The organism is Halorubrum yunnanense (genome assembly GCF_026586675.1).
GTDB classification, from domain to species: Archaea; Halobacteriota; Halobacteria; order Halobacteriales; family Haloferacaceae; genus Halorubrum; species Halorubrum yunnanense.
Window position 1 is genome coordinate 29,021 of record NZ_JAODIX010000028.1, and the last position, 17,585, is coordinate 46,605.

The 17,585-nt window shown below is 70.3% G+C and carries 20 protein-coding genes and 1 tRNA gene; 11 read left to right on the top strand and 10 right to left on the bottom strand.

Features of this window, described 5'->3' with window-relative positions; translation table 11 throughout:
* The 3 genes from hisC to N5096_RS06350 form a co-directional block, all read right to left on the bottom strand.
* A partial coding sequence (gene hisC, locus N5096_RS06340; protein WP_267663469.1) for a histidinol-phosphate transaminase occupies positions 1 to 920 on the bottom strand: 920 nt, incomplete at its 3' end.
* Between the two features lie 170 nt (positions 921 to 1,090).
* The gene (locus N5096_RS06345) at positions 1,091 to 2,524 is read right to left on the bottom strand and encodes an HflX-like GTP-binding protein (RefSeq protein WP_267663470.1); all 1,434 of its coding nucleotides are present in this window, start codon (positions 2,522 to 2,524) and stop codon (positions 1,091 to 1,093) included.
* Between the two features lie 175 nt (positions 2,525 to 2,699).
* A complete protein-coding gene (locus tag N5096_RS06350; RefSeq protein WP_267663471.1) occupies positions 2,700 to 3,443 on the bottom strand; it encodes a fumarylacetoacetate hydrolase family protein in 744 nt (247 codons plus the stop codon).
* Positions 3,444 to 3,652: 209 nt separating this feature from the next.
* Between N5096_RS06350 and N5096_RS06355 the strand changes: the two genes are divergently transcribed.
* Together N5096_RS06355 and N5096_RS06360 are read left to right on the top strand one after the other, a co-directional pair.
* Positions 3,653 to 4,378 (top strand): metal-dependent hydrolase, encoded by a 726-nt coding sequence (locus N5096_RS06355; RefSeq protein WP_267663472.1) that lies wholly within the window; start codon positions 3,653 to 3,655, stop codon positions 4,376 to 4,378.
* Positions 4,379 to 4,474: 96 nt separating this feature from the next.
* Positions 4,475 to 4,873, top strand: a complete 399-nt coding sequence (locus N5096_RS06360; RefSeq protein WP_267663473.1) for an OsmC family protein — start codon at positions 4,475 to 4,477, stop codon at positions 4,871 to 4,873.
* 115 nt (positions 4,874 to 4,988) lie between these two features.
* Here N5096_RS06360 and N5096_RS06365 read toward each other — a convergent pair whose 3' ends face one another.
* Positions 4,989 to 5,174: a hypothetical protein gene (locus N5096_RS06365; RefSeq protein ID WP_267663474.1), complete on the bottom strand. Its 186-nt coding sequence runs from the start codon at positions 5,172 to 5,174 to the stop codon at positions 4,989 to 4,991.
* 392 nt (positions 5,175 to 5,566) lie between these two features.
* On the opposite strand from N5096_RS06365, the gene N5096_RS06370 reads away from it, so the two are divergent.
* From N5096_RS06370 to N5096_RS06380, 3 genes are all read left to right on the top strand, one after another.
* On the top strand, positions 5,567 to 5,773 hold the full coding sequence (locus tag N5096_RS06370; protein ID WP_267663475.1) for a hypothetical protein: 207 nt from the start codon (positions 5,567 to 5,569) through the stop codon (positions 5,771 to 5,773).
* A gap of 136 nt (positions 5,774 to 5,909) precedes the next feature.
* Positions 5,910 to 5,984: transfer RNA gene (locus N5096_RS06375), tRNA-Met, on the top strand.
* A gap of 1,110 nt (positions 5,985 to 7,094) precedes the next feature.
* On the top strand, positions 7,095 to 7,706 hold the full coding sequence (locus N5096_RS06380) for a translation initiation factor IF-2 subunit beta (protein ID WP_267663476.1): 612 nt from the start codon (positions 7,095 to 7,097) through the stop codon (positions 7,704 to 7,706).
* A 105-nt stretch (positions 7,707 to 7,811) separates the two neighbouring features.
* On the opposite strand, the gene N5096_RS06385 is transcribed toward N5096_RS06380, so the two are convergent.
* The 3 genes from N5096_RS06385 to N5096_RS06395 all read right to left on the bottom strand — a co-directional run bounded on the left by N5096_RS06385 (position 7,812) and on the right by N5096_RS06395 (position 11,155).
* Positions 7,812 to 7,970, bottom strand: a complete 159-nt coding sequence (locus tag N5096_RS06385; protein ID WP_267663477.1) for a hypothetical protein — start codon at positions 7,968 to 7,970, stop codon at positions 7,812 to 7,814.
* A gap of 73 nt (positions 7,971 to 8,043) precedes the next feature.
* Complete coding sequence (locus tag N5096_RS06390) at positions 8,044 to 10,407, bottom strand: ATP-dependent DNA helicase (RefSeq protein ID WP_267663478.1); 2,364 nt, start codon at positions 10,405 to 10,407, stop codon at positions 8,044 to 8,046.
* 91 nt (positions 10,408 to 10,498) lie between these two features.
* A complete protein-coding gene (locus N5096_RS06395; protein WP_267663479.1) occupies positions 10,499 to 11,155 on the bottom strand; it encodes an HAD family hydrolase in 657 nt (218 codons plus the stop codon).
* Positions 11,156 to 11,249: 94 nt separating this feature from the next.
* Here N5096_RS06395 and N5096_RS06400 point away from each other — a divergent pair, with 94 nt between their 5' ends.
* On the top strand, positions 11,250 to 11,699 hold the full coding sequence (locus N5096_RS06400) for a TIGR00725 family protein (RefSeq protein WP_267663480.1): 450 nt from the start codon (positions 11,250 to 11,252) through the stop codon (positions 11,697 to 11,699).
* Positions 11,700 to 11,715: 16 nt separating this feature from the next.
* Here the strand turns inward: N5096_RS06400 and dph2 are convergent, their stop codons facing one another.
* Positions 11,716 to 12,759 carry a diphthamide biosynthesis enzyme Dph2 gene (dph2, locus tag N5096_RS06405; protein WP_267663481.1) on the bottom strand — a complete coding sequence of 348 codons (1,044 nt, stop codon included), beginning with the start codon at positions 12,757 to 12,759 and terminating at the stop codon, positions 11,716 to 11,718.
* A gap of 168 nt (positions 12,760 to 12,927) precedes the next feature.
* On the opposite strand from dph2, the gene N5096_RS06410 reads away from it, so the two are divergent.
* The 4 genes from N5096_RS06410 to N5096_RS06425 all read left to right on the top strand — a co-directional run bounded on the left by N5096_RS06410 (position 12,928) and on the right by N5096_RS06425 (position 15,518).
* Positions 12,928 to 13,581: an alpha/beta hydrolase gene (locus N5096_RS06410; protein ID WP_267663482.1), complete on the top strand. Its 654-nt coding sequence runs from the start codon at positions 12,928 to 12,930 to the stop codon at positions 13,579 to 13,581.
* Positions 13,582 to 13,695: 114 nt separating this feature from the next.
* Positions 13,696 to 14,088, top strand: a complete 393-nt coding sequence (locus tag N5096_RS06415; RefSeq protein WP_267663483.1) for a YlbF/YmcA family competence regulator — start codon at positions 13,696 to 13,698, stop codon at positions 14,086 to 14,088.
* A gap of 66 nt (positions 14,089 to 14,154) precedes the next feature.
* Complete coding sequence (locus tag N5096_RS06420) at positions 14,155 to 14,835, top strand: nucleotide-binding protein (protein WP_267663600.1); 681 nt, start codon at positions 14,155 to 14,157, stop codon at positions 14,833 to 14,835.
* 74 nt (positions 14,836 to 14,909) lie between these two features.
* On the top strand, positions 14,910 to 15,518 hold the full coding sequence (locus N5096_RS06425; RefSeq protein ID WP_267663485.1) for an RAD55 family ATPase: 609 nt from the start codon (positions 14,910 to 14,912) through the stop codon (positions 15,516 to 15,518).
* A 32-nt stretch (positions 15,519 to 15,550) separates the two neighbouring features.
* Here N5096_RS06425 and N5096_RS06430 read toward each other — a convergent pair whose 3' ends face one another.
* Together N5096_RS06430 and N5096_RS06435 are read right to left on the bottom strand one after the other, a co-directional pair.
* Positions 15,551 to 15,811 carry a DUF8049 family protein gene (locus N5096_RS06430; RefSeq protein WP_267663487.1) on the bottom strand — a complete coding sequence of 87 codons (261 nt, stop codon included), beginning with the start codon at positions 15,809 to 15,811 and terminating at the stop codon, positions 15,551 to 15,553.
* A 117-nt stretch (positions 15,812 to 15,928) separates the two neighbouring features.
* Positions 15,929 to 16,855 (bottom strand): FKBP-type peptidyl-prolyl cis-trans isomerase, encoded by a 927-nt coding sequence (locus tag N5096_RS06435; RefSeq protein WP_267663488.1) that lies wholly within the window; start codon positions 16,853 to 16,855, stop codon positions 15,929 to 15,931.
* A 114-nt stretch (positions 16,856 to 16,969) separates the two neighbouring features.
* On the opposite strand from N5096_RS06435, the gene cyaB reads away from it, so the two are divergent.
* The gene (gene cyaB, locus N5096_RS06440) at positions 16,970 to 17,581 is read left to right on the top strand and encodes a class IV adenylate cyclase (RefSeq protein ID WP_267663490.1); all 612 of its coding nucleotides are present in this window, start codon (positions 16,970 to 16,972) and stop codon (positions 17,579 to 17,581) included.
* Positions 17,582 to 17,585: the final 4 nt, after the last annotated feature.

Below are 17,585 nucleotides of genomic sequence, written 5' to 3' on the forward strand. Positions count from 1 at the left end.
TCGCCGACCTCCGCGAGCACGAAGTTCCCGGCCGACTCGACCGTGGGCGCGTCCAGCTCCTCCGCGATGTACTCCCGGGCCCACCGCGCCGACTCGATCGACTCGTCGACGTGGCCCTCGTCGTCGAGGGCGGCGAGCGCGGCTCGGCAGGCGAGCTCGTTCGCCGCGAACGGGGTGTTGACTCGCGCGTACGCCTCGCCCCACGGCTCCGGGACGACGCTGTACCCGATTCGGAGCCCGGCGAGCCCGTACGCCTTTGAGAACGTGCGGAGCACCGCCACGTCGTCGCGCCCGTCGACGAGCGGGATCGCGCTGTCGACCGCGGCGAACTCCCCGTACGCCTCGTCGACGACGACGAGGGTCTCCTCGGCGGTCGCGTCCGCGATCGCCTCGATCTCGTCCGTCGGCATCGTCGATCCCGAGGGGTTGTGCGGGGAGGTGACGTAGACGATCCGCTCGCCGCCGTAGGCGCGCAGGACCGTCTCCGCGTCCTGCGCGAAGCCGTCGTCCGGGGAGAGCTCGTACTCCGTCACCTCGCCGTGGTGGTACCGGGCCGACATCCCGTAGTAGGCGAAGCCGGGGCTCGGCACCAGCACCTCGTCGCCAGGATCCAGCGCGGCGCGCGCGAGGTAGTCGATCGAGCCGTCGGCACCGGGCGAGACCCACACCTGTTCCGTCTCCACGCCCCACTTCTCGGCGATCTTCGCGGTGAGGTCTGTGTGCGAGGACTTCGGGTACTGGTGGACCCGGTCGGAGTGCTCCCGGATCGCCTCGACGGCGGCCGGGCTGGGGCCGTGCGGGTTCTCGTTCGAGGAGAGCTTGATCAGCTCGTCGGGGTCGATCCCGCGCTCGCGGGCGACCTCCTCGACGCCCCGGCCCGGAACGTACGGCGAGTGGTCCGAGAGATCGCGTGGTTGCATGCCCGTTCGTCCGGGACGGCCGGTCTTAAGAGTGGTCTTGGGAGCCGGCCCAGATCAGTGGCGGTCTCGGGGGCCGACCGGTGTTAAGGGCGGTCTCGGGGGCCGACCGGTGTTAAGGGCGGTCTCGGGGGCCGACCGGTGTTAAGGGCGGTCTCGGGGGCCGACCGGTGTTAAGGGCGGTCTCGGGGGCCGCGCGAGTCCTCGCCGTCTCCGTCACGGTCCCCGCCGCTTCCGCCTTCGCCGCCGAGCCGCCGTTCCGCCTCGGCGACGACCGCGGGGCGTCCCGCGAGCTCGATGGCGACGCCCTCGCTCCCGTACTCCGCGTCCGCGACGACACCTCGGTCGTACGCCCACGACAGCGCGGCCTGCGTGTCGCCGCCGTTCGGCGCCCGGACGGTCGCCGTCGCCGTCGGGAGCGCCTCGCTGACCGCGTCCACTAAGTCGTCGATCCCCGTCTCGTCGCGGGCGCTCACCGCGACCGGCGGCCGGAGGGAGTCGACGACCGGCGCCTCTCGGGGGTCGAGGTCCGCGACGACGGACTCGTACGCCTCGACCGCGCCGGCGAGGTCGTCGCCGACCGCGTCCGCCTTCGACAACGCGGGGATCACGGGGCCGTCGGTCGCCTCGGTCGCCGACAGGGCCGTCCGGAGCTTCCGACGGAGAGCGGCCGGATCGTCGCTCGCGTCGGTGACGAGCACCACGCAGTCGGCCCGGCGCACCGCGTCGAGGGTCGCCTCGAAGGAGCCCACCGCCTCGTGCGGGAGTCCGTCGACGAAGCCGACCGTGTCGGTGAGGATGGTCCGGCGCCCCCCGATCGTCGCTCGACGGGTCGCGGTCGATACCGTCCCGAGGGAGCGCTCACTCGGGTCACCGGCGTCGTTGGCCGGCTCCCGGCTGTCCCCCTCTCGAGTGCCACCGTTCCTCTCTTGAACACCGCCGTCTCCCCCTTGAGCACCGCCGGCCTCGTCGGCGAGACGGCGCGCCAGCGTCGACTTCCCGGCGCCGGCGTACCCCGCGAGCGCGACTAAGTCGAACCCGGCGGCCCGGCGCTCGGCCCGACGCGCCGCCCGGTCGTCGACGATCTCGTCGAGGGCGCGCTCCGCCGACTCGACCCGCCGTTCGAGGTCGCGCACCCGGCCGTCGCCCTCGGGCCGGAGTCGCACGGTCTCGTCGGCGTCGCGGGCGACGGTCTCGCGGAGGCGGGGGAGTTCGTACCGGAGCCGCGCCAGCTCCGACTGGAGGTCGGCCGCCCGCGAGTCGGCCGCGTCGGCGAACAGCCCCAACACGAGCCGCGGCCGGTCGATCACCGCCGTCCCGGTCGGGAGCAGATCGCCGAGCGAGAAGGTCTGTCCCGGCGACAGCCTCCCGTCGTAGATCACCGCCTCGGCGTCGGTATCGGCCGCGAGTCGCATCAGGTCCTCGGCCCTGCCGCGGCCGAGCCCGTAGGTCGGGTCCTCCCGGCGCCGCTGGGTGACCTCGCCGACGACTGCGTAGCCGGCCGCCGCGGCCAGCTCGCGTATCTCGGTCGTGTCCGGCCGCTCGTCGGCGGCTCGCGCCGCGACAACGGCCGGGGTCGCGTCTGAGGACGCGTCGTTTCGTGACATTGGCTTCTGTTCGCGTTCGGTGGGGGTCGCGTCGGCCGCACCCCGTCGGCGACCCCGGACGAGCGGACGTCTCCGCGACGTTCGGGCCGCCCGGCGAGACGGTCCGCGTTCATCGGAAACCCGGTGTGCGACCGGGGCGCAGGGAGCGCCGGACGGCGAGCGTTCAGTCGCTCGCTCAGGGGATCCGCACGTCGTGTTCGAGCGCCCCGACGCCCTCGATGTCGACTTCGACGGTGTCGCCGTCGGAAAGCGCGCCGACGCCTTCCGGGGTCCCGGTCGCGATCACGTCGCCGGCCTCTAAGGTGAGGTAGGTCGTGATCTCCTCGATCAGGGTCGGGACGTCGAAGATGAGGTGCCCGCGGTCGCTCGACTGCTTCGTCTCGCCGTTCACCCGGAGCTCGACGCTCGCGTCCGCGGGGACCTCGTCCGGCGTCGCCATCACGGGGCCGAGCGGCGCGGCGTTGTCGAACGCCTTGCCGCGCACCCAGTTCTGCTCTCGGTTCTGGTCGTCGCGGTTCGAGACGTCGTTCATGCAGGTGAAGCCGGCGACGACGTCCATCGCGTCGTCCGCGTCGACCGCCTTGCACTGCTCGCCGATCACGACCGCCAACTCCGCCTCCCAGTCGATCCGGTCTTTCCCCTCGGGGACGGTGACCGTGTCGCCGTGGCCCGCCAGCGCGTTCGGCGGCTTCAAGAAGAGGAGCGGGCGGTCCGGCACGTCGTTGCCGAGCTCCGCCGCGTGGTCGGCGTAATTGCGCCCGATACAGACGATCTTCGTCGGGTCGGCCGGCGGGAGCACGTCGATCGCGGGGTCGTCGAGCGCGTACTCCTCGCCGCCGAAGGCGACGGCGTCGCTCTCGGGGTCGTACGTCCCCTCGCGGATCGAGCCGGCCGGGTCGCGGAACCGTGCGTGGTGCATGTGGGCCCAATCGGGCGGGTGCTTAAAAAGGGTTGCCGGACGGCGCCGGGCGGCTCACTCCCGCTCTCGGTCCCCTCGGAAGGCATTACGGATCGGTTCGGTCGGAGCGGTGTTGATTCCCATTCGCTGACGACCCGGACGACGCCGCGCGAGCGCGGTTCCGCGGCGTCGACTTTTATTACGGCTCGCCGAGAGCATCGGGACGTACCATGGAACTCACCTGGCACGGCCACTCGACGTGGCACGTTGTCGTCGACGACACGGAGCTGCTGATCGATCCGTTCTTCGACAACCCGAAAACCGACGTCGACCCGGAGGCGCTCGACCCCGACTACCTCCTGCTCACGCACGGCCACAGCGACCACATCGCCGACGCCGGCAGCTACGAGGACGCGACCGTGGTCGCCACCCCCGAGCTGACGGCCTACGCCCAGGACAACTTCGGCCACGAGGACGCCGTCGGTGGGATGGGGATGAACATCGGCGGGACCGCCGAGTGCGGCGACGCGTGGGTGACGATGGTCCGCGCCGACCACTCGAACGGGATCGACAACGACCCCGACTACTCCGCGGGGATGCCCGCCGGCTTCGTCATCGGCGACAAGAAGCCGACTCAGGAGTCGGACCCCGACTGCACGACGTTCTACCACGCGGGCGACACCGGCCTGATGTCCGAGATGGTCGACGTGATCGCGCCGTACCTCGAGCCCGACGCCGCCGCGATCCCCGCGGGCGACCACTTCACGATGGGACCCGCGGGCGCCGGCATCGCCGCCGACTGGGTGGGCGCCAACGTCGTGTTCCCGATGCATTACGACTCGTTCGGAGCGATCGAGATCGAGACGCAGGAGTTCGTCAACGAGGTGAAGGCCGCGGGCGCCGCCGCCGAGCCCGTCGTCCTCGAAGGCGACGAGACGTACACGCTGGAGCCGTAGCCGGTCTTCGGTCCGCCCGCCCTTCCGAGTGCGACCGCCAACGCGGAGTCGGCTGATGGCAACCTTTAGGCCGGGGCGAGCCGTCCGTCGAAGCGTATGCCACACATCGAGACGTCCACGGTCTCCGAAGAGGGGTACGCCTGCACGAGCCAGGTCGGCGAGTTCGACCTGCAGATCGACGCGACCGACGAGACGGGCCCGAACCCGAACGCCGCGCTCGTCGCGACGTACGCCTCCTGTTATCTCCCCGCCTTCCGGGTCGGCGGGAGCCAGCGCGGCGAGGAGGACCTCGGGAAGATCCAGATCGACGCGAGCGCCGCCCTCGACGAGGACGACGACCTGGAGGCGGTCTCCTTCGACGTCCACGTCGAGGCCGACCTCGACGACGAGACCGCGTCCGACATCGCCGAGCGCGCCGAGGGGATCTGCCACGTCCACAGCGCGCTGCGTGAGGGGCTCCACGCCGACGTCAGCGTCTACCCCGGCGCGTTCTGAGGCGCCTCTTCTCTCACCCTTCGTCCGACGGCGACTCCGATACCCTCGGGTCCGCGACTCTGACTCGTTTCGGTCGACCGGGATCGACCCTCGACACGGCGACCGTTCCGGTTCGTCACCCGCCCGCGTACTCGACGACCGCGCTCGACGCGACGTAGCCCAAGGCCGCGACGACGAGCCCAGCGGCGATCGCGGTCGCGAACATCCCACCGATCGCGTACGCGAGGAGGAATCCGACAATCCCGGCGCCGTTCGCGCACAGCAGCCGGAGCGTTCGGTAGGACGGCTCGCGAGGAGGCATACGCCCCTTACGCGGTGTCGGCTCAAAAGCCCTCGCCGACGCCTCCCCGGCGGTCCCGAGCTTTAGGAGCGATACCGGGGCCAGCGCCCCCGTGCGACGGAGCGAGAGACGGAAGGGCGGAGCGCGACGATCCAACACGCCGGGACGGGCTCCCCCGCATCGAGCCGCCCGCGGCGCTCTCGGCGCGGCTGCGGCGGCTCTCGTGACGGCGACGGGAGTGTTGACGGCGGTAGCCGGCCCCCGGCCCATCGCGGTCTCGCTCGCCGCTGTGACCGCGTTCGCGGCGTGCTGGCTGTGCGTGCTCGGCGCGGCCCACGGCCTCGCTCGGCTGCTCGCGCATCGATGACCCGCCGCGGAACCGTTTTACGCCGCCCCCCGTCCAGGGGGTATCCATGAGCGACGGATCCGGTCGGACGATGTTCGTTGAAGCGTACGTGGTTCCCATCGCGGGACTGATGTCGCTGTGTTTCGCCCTGATGGCGGGACTGACCGCCGGCCGCGCGCTCTCCGGTGACCCCGCCGACGCGGCGCTCCCGGTCGCGTTGGTCTTCGGGGCGCTCGCCACACTTCGGATCCGTCAGCGGTACGCCGCCGACTGAAGCGGGTTCCCTCGCCGTCGGCGCCGACCGAGCCCCGGGGATTCCGGCGCGGTCGGTATATAAGTCGTGCGTGGCCGAATCGCACACGGGCGACGGGATCAGAACCCTTAACAGTCGCACGGGGTTTTACTCTGATAGCGGGATGGGATAGCCAGGAGATTCCGCCGGGCTCATAACCCGGAGATCGGTAGTTCAAATCTACCTCCCGCTATCTTTTGTCGACGACAGTGAACGCCGAGCGGAGCGAGGTGTGAAAGCGTCGTCGACGAGATAGCCCCGGAGGAGATTTGAACCAGGGAACGGAGCGAAGCGGAGTGACCGTGGTTCAAATCTCCCTCCCGCTACTTCTCTTCGACACCTAGGTGCCGACTGATTTCCGTGCGCTCCGCTCTCCGAGAGTCAGAACTCGGCATGACTCGTACGGCGAGAGCCCCTCACAGAGTCAGACGCACGGAGCGGGCGGGATCTCAGAATCCCGCCCGACAGGTAAGCGAGATGGTCCGATTCCCCGTGTCCCCGAAGACGACCGCCCCGACGTCGAGGCGGCCGTCGGCCGACGCGGACGCGTCCGAGACTCGGCCCGAACGAACGTCGGCGGGTCGCAAGCGGCCGAGACCGACGAGCTCCGGGTGAAACACGCGCGCAACGAGCGGTTCGACGTTCGACTCACGGTGACCGACACGAACGGACTCGCCGTCTCGGAGATTCGGACCGTGCCGCCTGAGCGGTCGCCGGCGAGGGACGCGCCACAGGCGCTGTCCCGGGGCCTCCCGGAACCGCCAGCCGAAGGAGGTGAACCAGAAGCCGCACGACTTCCGGGCGTCCGAGAGGTTCAGCCACCGTCTCGCGTGCGTCCGTGAGGAATACGGCGTCGGTCTCGGAGCCGAGTCGGAAGCGCACGGACGTCTCAACAGAGCTCTCGTCCGCTCTGGGTTCCGGACGCGTAGATCCGAAACGCCAGTAATTTGCGACGAGCGGACTGGTATTCCGATATTAACGCGGTACCACAGGTATAACTAACCGTAACGCACCTGTCGTTTGGCACGTGGCCGATAGGGAAACGAGAGGTGACAAGACGGAGCCGGCTTGGAGCCGCGCGTCTCTACCGGAGGCGCACCGATTGCTTTCGGAGCGCGTCCCCGGTATGGCGCCCAACGCGCCGAAGCGGAACGTGCTCGCAGTGCTCGGTGTGCTACTCGGAATCGCCCTCCTTGTCGCTATGGTCGCGTCTGTCCTGTAACGCGGACTCGACTGAGAGCGCACCCGCGGTGCCGCTTCGGAACCCGGAAGCGATTTCCGTCGCCCCGGCGTTCCGTCGGGTATGGATTACGAATCGAGCCTCGACCGCGCAATGGAGGAGGTACCGGACCTCGGCGGCTCCGACGAGCGGTTGTCGGTGCCCGACCCGGAGACGCAGAAGGACGGCGCGTTCACCCGACTGACGAACCTCTCGGCGATCGCCGACGCCCTGAGCCGCGAGCCCGAGCACGTCCACTCGAAGATCCAGCAGGAGCTGGGGACCGCGGGCCAGTACGAGTCGGGACGCGCCCGCTACAGCGGGAACTTCCGCGACCGCGACTTCCAGGCCGCGATCGACTCGTACATCGAGTCGTTCGTCACCTGCTCGGAGTGCGGCCTGCCGGACACTCGGCTGGAGACCGAGAACCGCACCCCGATGCTCCGGTGTGAAGCCTGCGGGGCCTTCCGACCGGTCGCGAAGCAGAACACCTCGAACACGCAGCGCCAGGAGGAGGCCATCGAGTCGGGCAAGACGTACGAGCTCGAGATCGTCGGCACCGGGCGCAAGGGCGACGGCGTCGCCGAGCGCGGCGAGTACACCGTCTTCGTCCCCGGCGCACAGGAGGGTGAGACGGTCAAAGCGTACATCAAGAACGTCTCGGGCAGCCTCGCGTTCGCCCGCCGCGAGAACTGAGCGGACTGACGCCACCGTTTTACCGGCTGTACCGTTCCGCTACCCACGGTTCGTCCGAACGTCCGCGAACCGTGAGCGGGGGTCGGCCGGCCGCGAGGCCGGCGGCTACTTGACTCGTCCGACGACGACTTGGTGGCCGGTCTCCTTGGCGTGTTCGAGCTTCGCCGCCGCCGCGTCGTCCGCGCTCTCGAACAGCTTCTCGACGACGCACTCCCGACAGACGACGTGGTACTGGCGGTCGGCCCGCGATCGCTGTGAACTCATACCCCAGTTACCGTCCTCACCGGGATTAGTTACGACGTGCATACCGCCTCGCTCGGAGCGGTAGCCACTGCTTTCAGTCGCTCCCGGCGCTCCGCTCGAAGCGGTCGAGCGCGAGGCCGAGCATGTCCGGGCTCACGGGCTGGTACTCCTCGCGCTCGTGTTCGGGGAGGTACTCGCGGACCCCGTTCCACGAGTCGCGTGCGTACCGCGCGTCCAAGAGGACCCGAACCCCGCGCTCGTCGGGCCCGCGGATAACCCGACCGACGGCCTGTCGGGCCTTCCGGACCGCCGGCACCGTGAGCGCGGTCTCGAACCCGGACTCGAACCGCCGGTCGTACGCCGTGATGACCGCTCGCGTCCGGGGGCGCGCGGTGTTGATGATCGGGACCCCGCAGACCACGGCTGCGGACAGGCGGTCCCCGCGGTAGTCGACGCCCTCGGTGAGCGTCCCGCGGAGGCTGGTCACGAGGACCTTCCCGTCGCCCGCGAAGAAGTCGTCTTTCAGCGACTCCGTGGCGCGGTCACCCGAGGACTCGTCGAGTAAGACCGGCTTCTCCAGCCGCTCCGAGAGCGACTCGGCCATCCACGTCGCCTCCGCGTAGCTCGGCGTTCCGACGAGCACGTTCCCCTCGCGGCCGGCGACCGCCGCGGTCGCGTCGAGGTGCGCCAGTCGCGTGTCGTTCCGCTCGCTGGGCGCGCCGCGGTTCTGGTGGGTGAACTTCGGCGCGTCGACCGCGAGGCCGGCGCGGTTCTCCTCGGGGAACGAGAGCCCGTACGTCCGCTCGACGACCGGCCGCCCCTGCGCTTCGAGGTGGTCGAGCCCGGTCACCTCGCGGAACACGTCCATCGGTTCCAGCGTCGCGCTCATGAGGACGCCGCCGCCGAACTCCGCGAGCCGGTCGCCGATGGGCTCGCTCGGGAGGCAGTTGTACAGTGCGAGGCTCGCGTTGTACGCGCGCCGCCACGAGTCCGGCGGTGCCGTCTCGTCCCAGGTCCGTTCGAGGTCGATCGCCCGGAAGAACTCCTCGTGGTCCTCGCGGTACCACGCGTTGAGGGTGCGGCCAACGCCGGGCGCGGCGCGTTTCTTGTCCTCGTCCTCGAGCGAGTCGAGGACGCGCTTGACGACCGCGCCGACCTGCTCCGCGCGGGCCCAGACGCGGTCGCCGTACCCCTCCCGCTTCGCCCACGCCGTGATCTTGTCTTCCGCGGGCTCCTCCGGGTCGCGGAGCGCGATTTCGTCGTCGTCGAGCTCGCGCATCGACGCCCGCCAGTCGGGCCGCTCGCGGTCGAGCCGCTCGGTCACCCGACGGTCGAGCTCGCCGCGGAGGTCGGCGTAGAACTCGCGGACGGACTCGATCTCTTCGACGGTCACGTCCGCGTCCTCGAGCTCGCCGCGCACGAGCTCGGCGTCGTCTGACTCCGCGCCGGCCGTCTCGAAGGAGAGGGGCTGGACGACGCGAGTGAGCTCGTTCTCGGCGTCGCGGAGGCTGGCGTCGGCGACCGCGTCGCTGACGAGGTCCCGGACGCGCGGTTCGAGCATGTGCGCCTCGTCGCAGACGACGAACGTCGAGTCGTCCAGCAGCGCCCCGGTGAACGTCCCGGTCGTCACGGGGTCGAACGCGTGGTAGTAGTTCCCGATCACGACCTCGACCTCGGGGACGAGCGCCCCCATGATCGAGTGGGGACAGGAGCCGTGGCCGGCCGCGAGCCGGACGAGTTCGGCCGGGTCGACGTGGCCGAGCTCGGTCACGTCGAACGGGACCGCCTCCGCGGGGTCGCCGTCCTCCGGGAGGTCGTCGAGGAAGCCGGCGTAGAAGGGACAGAACTCGGTCCCATCGTACTCTTCGGTGTCCGGTCGGTACGGCGTGGGCTCGCCGTCGACAGCGAGGTAGTCGGCGGCGCCCGAGCCGCCTCCGGTCGATCCGGTCCCGCTCCCCGAGTCCATGAGCCCTACCTGCTGGCTCTGTGCCTCGCTCACGAGGTTCGACGTCGTCGTCGCGCCGCCGTCGCCGACGAGGTTCCGGGTGCGCTCCCGGAGCCCCTCGCAGCGCTCGTACACGTTCTCGCGGTCGATCCCGCCGCGGTTCTCGCGGGCGTACGGGCAGACGTCGGCCTTACCGACCAGGGTGAGCCCGGAGACGGGGTCGTACTCGTCGGGGAGGTCCGCGTTGATCGTGTCCAAGTCCGTCTCGAACTGGCGGAGCTGCTGTTTGACGCTGGTGAGGACGAAGACGCGCTCGAACTCGGAGTCGGGGTCGCGGACGCGGTCGAGCCCGGCGGTGAGCGCGAGCATCGTCTTCCCGGTCCCGCACGCGCCCTCCAGCGCGAGGAAGCCGCCGTCCTCGGCGGCGTCGATCGCGGCGTCGATCCCGTCGGCCTGCTCGGGGTACGGCTCTGCGTGGCCGAAGATGTCGGCCCACGGCGGGGGGTTCGTCACTGTGGCGGCGTAGCTCCCGATCGGAGTTAAAGCTTGAGAGAGCGGCGTCGGTGGGTGTCGTCGCCGCGACCGGCGGCCCCGCGTCCCGCTCTTACCCGATAATGTCGTGCAGGTCGGAGAGCCGCTCGATCTCCCAGGTCGGCCAGACGTTCAGCTCCCAGTCGCGGCGGTGGGGGCGGCGGATGAACGCGGAGTCGATGCCGGCGTTCTCGGCCGCGCGGACGTCGGACTCGTTGTCGCCGACGAAGAGGGCGTTGCCGGCGTCGAGGTCGCCGAGCGCCTGCTCGATGTAGTGCGGGTTCGGCTTGCGGAGCTGGAGGGAGTGGATCGTGGGCTCACGGCCGTACGCGGCGCCGAACCGCTCGAAGCCGTCGAAGTGATCGACGAGGAAGTCGACCGTCGCCTGCTGGTTCGACGAGACGATCCCCATCTCCACGTCGAGGCTCTGGAGCTCGTCGAGGTCGTCGTAGGGGGTCTTCCGCCCCTCGCGGGCCTCCTGCTGTTGGGCCTTCGAAACCACGTCGTCGCGAGTCCGCCAGAACGACCCCGGATCGAGATCGTACGTCTGACAGACGGTCCCCACGCTGCCGGGGGTCGCACCGATGGTCATGCGCTCTACGTCGTCCGGATCGGGCTCCTCGATACCGCACTCCTCGAACGCGTCCCGGGTCGCATCCCGGAGCACGTCGAAGCGCGTGCGGCCCACGAGGACACCGTCGTTGTCGAACACGACGGTATCGTACGTCATAGGGAGTGTCGACGCCCAGCACTTAAAAGGGTTTCACCAAGGGCGCGGCGATATCGCCGGCTCTTTTATATGCATCCGCCGCCCGTCCCGCGGTATGCGCGTCAGCGTTATCGGCGGCAGTTCGGTTTCGTCCGCAACGGCGGCGGTCGCCGAGGAAGTTGGGGCACAGCTCGCGAACCGCGATCACACGGTCGTCTGCGGCGGTCTCGGCGGCGTGATGGAAGCGGTCTGTCGCGGAGCGCGCGAGGCCGGCGGGGAGACGATCGGGGTCCTGCCGACCGACCGCCGGTCGGACGCGAACCCGCACGTCACCGTCCCTATCGCGACTGGGATGGGTCACGCCCGCAACGCGCTCGTCGTGGCGAACGGCGACGCCGCGGTCGCGGTCGACGGCTCGCACGGCACGCTCTCGGAGATCGGGCTTGCGCTCGCGCACGGCCGACCGGTGGCGGGGCTTGACACGCACGACGTGGCCGGCGTGGAGGCGGTGGAGACGCCGACCGAGGCGGTCGACTACGTCGAGAGCGCGGTCGGCGGAGAGTAAGGGAACGGACGGGCGGCTACCAGGTGTCGTGGAACGTGTCGAACTCGATCGAGTCGAGCGGCTTCTCGCCGATCGCGGCCTCGTACTCGCCGGGGGTCAACATCGGCTTGTGGAACCGGGGCCCGTCGTCGGTCGTGATACGGGGGCAGCCGGTGTTGACGAACGCGTCCATGTCGAAGTTGCGGAGGCGGTCCGGCGTCACCTCGTCCATCGTGATCAGGTAGGCGTTCTCGTTGTTCTCGACGATCTCTTGGGCCGTCTCCCACCGGCCCTGCCCGATCTTCGTGCAGAAGATGACGCCCCACTTCTCGGCGCCCATCGCCTTGTGGACCGAGGCGTACCGCTGTTTGAGGAACTGGTCGTGCTCGGCGACCGAGACCGCGTTATTGACGGGGTCGGCGATGACGACGCGCTTCTCGGGGTGCTCCATCGCGAGTCCGACCGGGTGGAACTTCCCGCCGCCGACGTACAGCACCTGCTCGGCGTCGATGTCCGCGGAGGCGTAGTTGCAGCCGAGCACCTGTCCCTCCTTGGTGAGCCGGTCGTCGCCCCGGCGGGTGTGGACCTCGTAGCCGCGCTCCTCGAGCCAGTCGGTCATCTCCTCGAACCGGTTCATATGCTGAGCCGTGGTGACGAGCCCGACGTCGGGGTTCTCCTCGGGGTCGTCGAGCTCCTCGTCCAGTGCGTCCTCCATGATCGGGAACGGGTCGACGTTCGAGAAGAGGGGGACGTAGACGATGCTGTCGGACTCCTTCATCGGCGTGTGGCCGAAGTGGACGAACACGTCCGTCCGGCGCATCAGGTACGTGTCGAGGTCGCAGGCGCCGTAGCAGGGTTGTCCGGACAGCATGAAGGTGACGTCGTCGGGCGCGACCTCGCGGAGGTCGTCCGCGACCTTCGGGCCGCGGCGCTTCAGTCCCTCGGGGAACTGGAGGCCGACCTTCGTGGCGTCGCGCTCCTCGATGGCCTCGACGATCCGGTCGATCTCGTAGTCCCACTCGCGGTCGTGTTTCAGGGCCATCCCCGTTTTCGTGAGGTCGCCCTCCGTGGAGCCGCTCATGGAGTCGATTTACGCGGGGGGACGGTTAAACGGCGCGCTCGGCGGTAACTCTCGTGATCGTTCGGGATCGAGTACGGCCCGGTCGGGGGGTGTCGCCCGTCGCGGCCTCCGACGCCCGCGCTGCCGCGGCCGACGGATACAACCCACGAGCCGACGAACCGAGGAGGCATGCCCGAGATTCCGCTCGACCACGTCCACGTCGCCCCCGACGACGACCCCGAGAACGCCCCCGCGGTCTTCGTCCTCCACGGCCGCGGCGCCGACGAGGAGGACCTGCTGCCCGTCGCGCGGCATCTGCCCGACGACCTCCACGTGATCAGCCTTCGGGCGCCCGATCCGCTGCAGGGGGGGTACACCTGGTACGAGCTCGACCTGTCGGCCGGCGGCTTAGAGGAGAGCCAGCCCGACGCCGCCGACTTCCGGCGCAGCCTGGACCTGGTCGCCGAGAGCGTCGAGGCCGCGGCCGAGGCGTACGACCTCGACGCCGACCGAGTCGGGTTACTCGGCTTCAGCCAGGGGGCCATCACGAGCCTCTCGCTCGCCTTGGAGGAGCCCGACCGATACGCGTGGGTCGTCGCCCTCCACGGCTACCTCGCGGACGCGCACGCCGATCGCGGCCCCGACGGGATTGAGGGGAAGCCCGTCTTCGTCGGCGCCGGGACGGGCGACCGCGTGATCCCCGAGTCGCGATCGGTCGCGGCCGCCGACCGCTTCGAGGCGATCGGCGCCGACGTCACCCGCGGCAGCTACCCGGGCGGCCACGGGATCGGGCAGGAGGAGCTGGCCGATCTCGTCGCCTTCGTCGAGTCACAGACGGCGTGAGCCCTCCGCGCTCAAGCGAGCCCCGTCCCGCGGCGACTCCGGGGTCGGCGGGCGATCGCGGCGCGCGACCGCGACCTCCGGCAGGTTGAAACCGCTCGGAACCGAAGAACAGTTATGAGCGTTGAACAGGCCTCCCCCGACGAACAGGCCTCGATCGAGGACCTCGGTCGCGAGCTCGGCGAGCGGATCGCCCGAACCCCCGAGTACGAGCGCTTCGAGGCGGCGCGCGAGGCGGTACAGCGCGACGAGGAAGTCCAGGCGAAGATCGACGAATTCGAGCAGCTACGCGCGGAGTTCATGCAGGCCCGCGAGACCGGACAGGCGACGAACTCCGGGCTCCAGAAGGTCCAGTCGAAACAGGACGAGCTCCACTCGATGCCCGTCATGCGGGAGTTCCTCGACGCGCAGGACGAGCTGAGCGACACCCTCGAAACGGTCAACGAGATCATCTCCGAGCCCCTCGCGGTCGACTTCGGCGGCGAGGCCGGCGGCTGCTGTCAGGACTGACTCGGCGCGGCCGACCGGTCCGTTTCCGTCCCGTTCCTTATGACCGAGAGCGACGCAACCCACCCCGTGATCGCAGTCGCCGGCGGCAAGGGCGGGAGCGGGAAGACGACCACGACCCTGGGGCTCGCGCGGGCCCTGTCTCGGCGGGGCGCGGCCGCGGTCGCAGCCGACGCCGACTGGGACCTCCCGAACCTCGCCCCGCTGGCCGCCGAGGTAACTGACGGAGCCGGCGCAACCGGAGAGCGCGACCGCCGCACCGTCGTCGACGCGGCCCGCAACCGCGGTACGGTTTCGCCGGGCCGAGCGGCGCCCGCGGTCTTCGCCGCGCCGGACGACCCCGAAGCCGTCGATCCCGCCCCGACGTTCGAGGCCCTCCGGAGCGCGATTCCCGACGACGCCCCGACGCTTCTCGACTGTCCGGCTGGGGCGTCCCCGGACGCGGCGGCGCCGCTCCGCGCGGCCGACCGGTCGCTCCTCGTGACGCCGCTCCGGCGGTCGGCCCTTCGCGACGCCGCCAAGACGGCCGCGATCGCGCGTCGGTTGGACTGCCCGCCGCTGGGCGTCGTCGCCGTCCGCGCGTCGTCCGTCCCGGATCCGGTCGCCGACTTGCTCGGTTGCCCGGTACTCGGACGGATTCCGGCCGCGGCACCGTCGCCGCTCTCCGACCCGGCGGTCCGGTCGGCACACGACGACCTCGCGAGGCGGCTCGCCCGCGGGTACGGCGCGGAGCGATGGCTGGTCGCGTGACCGTCGATCCCGCTGCCCGGTCACCGTTCGGCGGGCACCGACAGAGCCAAACCTCCGGAGACGGCAGCGTTCGTATGGAGCCGCTCCCGACGGGAATCTCCGTGCTCGACAGGGAGTTCGGCGGCGGCATTCCCAGCGGTAGCGTCGTCGCGCTGAAGGCCGAACCCGCCAGCCAGTCGGAGCTCATTCTGGACCGCTTCTCCCGGGTTCGGGAGTGCCGGTACCTGACGACGGTCCGGTCGGCCGACGCGGTGGAAGCGAGCCTGGCGCCCGGCGACGACGGGACGATCGTTCGGGACGCGACGGGCGACGACCCGCTCGCGACGGTGTTGGACGCAGCCGCGGCTCTACCCGACGGCGGGACGGTCGTCGTCGATTCCGTCGGCCCGCTGGAGGCCGGCGAGGGCTACGGCGAGTTCCTCAGCGACCTCCGGCGGCGCGTCGCCGACGCCGGCGGGCTCGTGGTGCTCCACGCCCTCAAAGCCGGAGCGCCCGACCGCAATCGGATCGTCACCGAACAGGTCGCGGACGTCGTCTTCGACCTCCGGACCACGGTGACCGGCACGGAGATAGCCAACCGGCTCGTCGTGCCCAAGTTCCGCGGCGGCGCGGCGTTAGAGGAGCCGCTCAAGCTGAAGCTCACCGACTCCGTCTCGGTCGACACGAGCCGCGATATCGCCTGAGTTAGCCGTTCTCTGTCTCTGCGTTTCGGGGCCTACAGCGCCGCGCTGGCCGCGACGACGACCGCGCCGGCGAGCACCGCCGCGGCCGCCCAGTTCCGCGGCTCGTCGAGCGACCCGTACGGGCCGCCCTTCCGCGAGAAGAGGTAGACCGCGTACACCGCGAGCGGAGCGAGCGTCGGCAGCGTCTCGACTCGGACCAGCCCGGCGACGCCGGACAGCAGCGCTATCCCGATCGTCGTCGCGCCGGCGCTCGCGGCGACGACGACGTCGTCGCGCGCACGTTCGACCTCCATCTCAGTCGCCCTCCGCGTCTCTCGCTGTCGCCCGATCGCCTGCCATGTCTCTGAGTGGGTCGAGCGTCGTTCAAAAGGGATCGGTTCGTCGTTCGACCGGGGCGCCGCGGACGGGGGTTACTCCTCGTCGAGCTCGTCGACGATCTCGTCTGCGTCGACGTCGACGTCCTCGAGCGCGTCCTCGATGTCGCCCGCGCCGCCGCCGCCCATCATCCCACCGAGACCGCCCATGCCGCCGCCCTCGATGACCTCCTCGACCACGACGCGGTCGAGGTCGAGCCGGCTCATGAGGTCCTGCGCGATCTGCTGTTTCTGGAACATCCACTGCTGGTTCATCTGCATCGCCTGGGTGGCCGTCACGTAGAGGACGTCCTTCTCGACTTCGTCGGTCTCGACGGTCTCCTCGCCGTCGTCGTCCTCTGTGACCGTCTCCTCTTCTTCCGTAACGGTCTCGATGCGGACCTCGGGCGCCTCTTGGAGGTGCATCCCGAGCATGCCGGCGGCCTGCTGCTCGCGGTCGTCGATCGCTTCGAGGATCTCGTACTCGTACTCGAGGTCTTCGCCGGCCAGCGGGTGGTTGAAGTCGACGCGGGCGCGGCCGCCGATGATCGTCTCGAGGTACCCCTGCTGATTGTCGATCTGGACCTGCGCGCCGGGGTAGCGGCTGTCCTCGGGGATCTTGTCGGCCTTGACGGTCTCGACCTCGTCCGGGTCGTACGCGCCGAACGCGTCGTCGGCGGGCACGTCGACGACGCCCTCGTCGCCGACCTCCGCACCGACGAACGCCTCGTCGACCGCCGGGAACACGTGGCCGGCGCCGAGCGCGATGACACGCGGCTCGAACTCGTGCTCCTCGGTGTCGATCTCGGCCTCCTCGGCGACCTCCTCGTCGGTGGTGTCGATGACACGGTCGTCGTCGGCCGTCCGGATCGTGTACGCGACACGCACGAAGTCGCCGTCCGCCAGTCCGGCGCTCTCGGTCTCGGCTTCGGTCTCGGCCTCGTCGGCGTCCTCGGCCGCGTCCGCTTGCTCCTGATCGCTCATACCCTGAACGTCACCTGTTACACCCTTAAGGCGCACGGTTCGGTCCGGCGGAGCCTCGGATCCGGGAAATCCGCGTCCCGCGGCGCTTAAGAACGCCGCCGCCGGAATCCGACTATGTTCGAGGTCGAGATCAAGGTCCCGGCCGACGTCGACGCGGTCCGCGACCGCCTCCGCCGGGCCGGCGCCGAGCGCGTCGACGCGCGTCGCCAGCGCGACGCCTACTACGACGCGCCGCACCGCGACTTCGCAGAGACCGACGAGGCGCTCCGGATGCGTCACGAGACGCCGCTTCCGGGCGGGAGCGGAGCTACCGACGCGGCGGGCGGAGAGCCCGGATCGAGCGGTTCCGAGACGACCAAGATCACTTATAAAGGCCCGCTGCTCGACGAGGAGTCGAAGACCCGCGCGGAACACGAGACCGAGGTGGCCGACTCCGAGGCGGCGGCCGGCGTCCTCTCCGGGCTCGGCTTCGAGCCGGCGGCGACCGTCGAGAAGCGGCGCGAGTTCTGGGCGTACGACGGGTTCACGGTGACGCTCGACGCGGTCGACGGGCTCGGCGAGTTCGTCGAGATCGAGCGGGCGGTCGACGACGAGTCCGCGATCGAGGCGGTCAGGGACGACGCCCTCGCCGCCCTCGACCGGCTTGGGCTCGACGGCGCAGAGCAGGTCCGCACCTCATACCTCGGGCTGTTGCTGGCGGGCGAGGACGCGAGCGACGCGAACTGAGTCC

Bases quoted from the DNA above. Each gene is read 5' to 3' on its own strand.
- N5096_RS06365 (WP_267663474.1), bottom strand. From the start codon at position 5,174: ATGCCTCCTCGCGAGCCGTCCTACCGAACGCTCCGGCTGCTGTGCGCG.
- N5096_RS06395 (WP_267663479.1), bottom strand. From the start codon at position 11,155: ATGACGTACGATACCGTCGTGTTCGACAACGACGGTGTCCTCGTGGGC.
- dph2 (WP_267663481.1), bottom strand. From the start codon at position 12,759: ATGAGCGGCTCCACGGAGGGCGACCTCACGAAAACGGGGATGGCCCTG.
- N5096_RS06360 (WP_267663473.1), top strand. From the start codon at position 4,475: ATGCCACACATCGAGACGTCCACGGTCTCCGAAGAGGGGTACGCCTGC.
- N5096_RS06380 (WP_267663476.1), top strand. From the start codon at position 7,095: ATGGATTACGAATCGAGCCTCGACCGCGCAATGGAGGAGGTACCGGAC.
- N5096_RS06425 (WP_267663485.1), top strand. From the start codon at position 14,910: ATGGAGCCGCTCCCGACGGGAATCTCCGTGCTCGACAGGGAGTTCGGC.
- N5096_RS06430 (WP_267663487.1), bottom strand. From the start codon at position 15,811: ATGGAGGTCGAACGTGCGCGCGACGACGTCGTCGTCGCCGCGAGCGCC.
- N5096_RS06370 (WP_267663475.1), top strand. From the start codon at position 5,567: ATGAGCGACGGATCCGGTCGGACGATGTTCGTTGAAGCGTACGTGGTT.
- N5096_RS06350 (WP_267663471.1), bottom strand. From the start codon at position 3,443: ATGCACCACGCACGGTTCCGCGACCCGGCCGGCTCGATCCGCGAGGGG.
- N5096_RS06400 (WP_267663480.1), top strand. From the start codon at position 11,250: ATGCGCGTCAGCGTTATCGGCGGCAGTTCGGTTTCGTCCGCAACGGCG.
- N5096_RS06410 (WP_267663482.1), top strand. From the start codon at position 12,928: ATGCCCGAGATTCCGCTCGACCACGTCCACGTCGCCCCCGACGACGAC.
- N5096_RS06415 (WP_267663483.1), top strand. From the start codon at position 13,696: ATGAGCGTTGAACAGGCCTCCCCCGACGAACAGGCCTCGATCGAGGAC.
- N5096_RS06345 (WP_267663470.1), bottom strand. From the start codon at position 2,524: ATGTCACGAAACGACGCGTCCTCAGACGCGACCCCGGCCGTTGTCGCG.
- N5096_RS06355 (WP_267663472.1), top strand. From the start codon at position 3,653: ATGGAACTCACCTGGCACGGCCACTCGACGTGGCACGTTGTCGTCGAC.
- cyaB (WP_267663490.1), top strand. From the start codon at position 16,970: ATGTTCGAGGTCGAGATCAAGGTCCCGGCCGACGTCGACGCGGTCCGC.
- N5096_RS06435 (WP_267663488.1), bottom strand. From the start codon at position 16,855: ATGAGCGATCAGGAGCAAGCGGACGCGGCCGAGGACGCCGACGAGGCC.
- N5096_RS06385 (WP_267663477.1), bottom strand. From the start codon at position 7,970: ATGAGTTCACAGCGATCGCGGGCCGACCGCCAGTACCACGTCGTCTGT.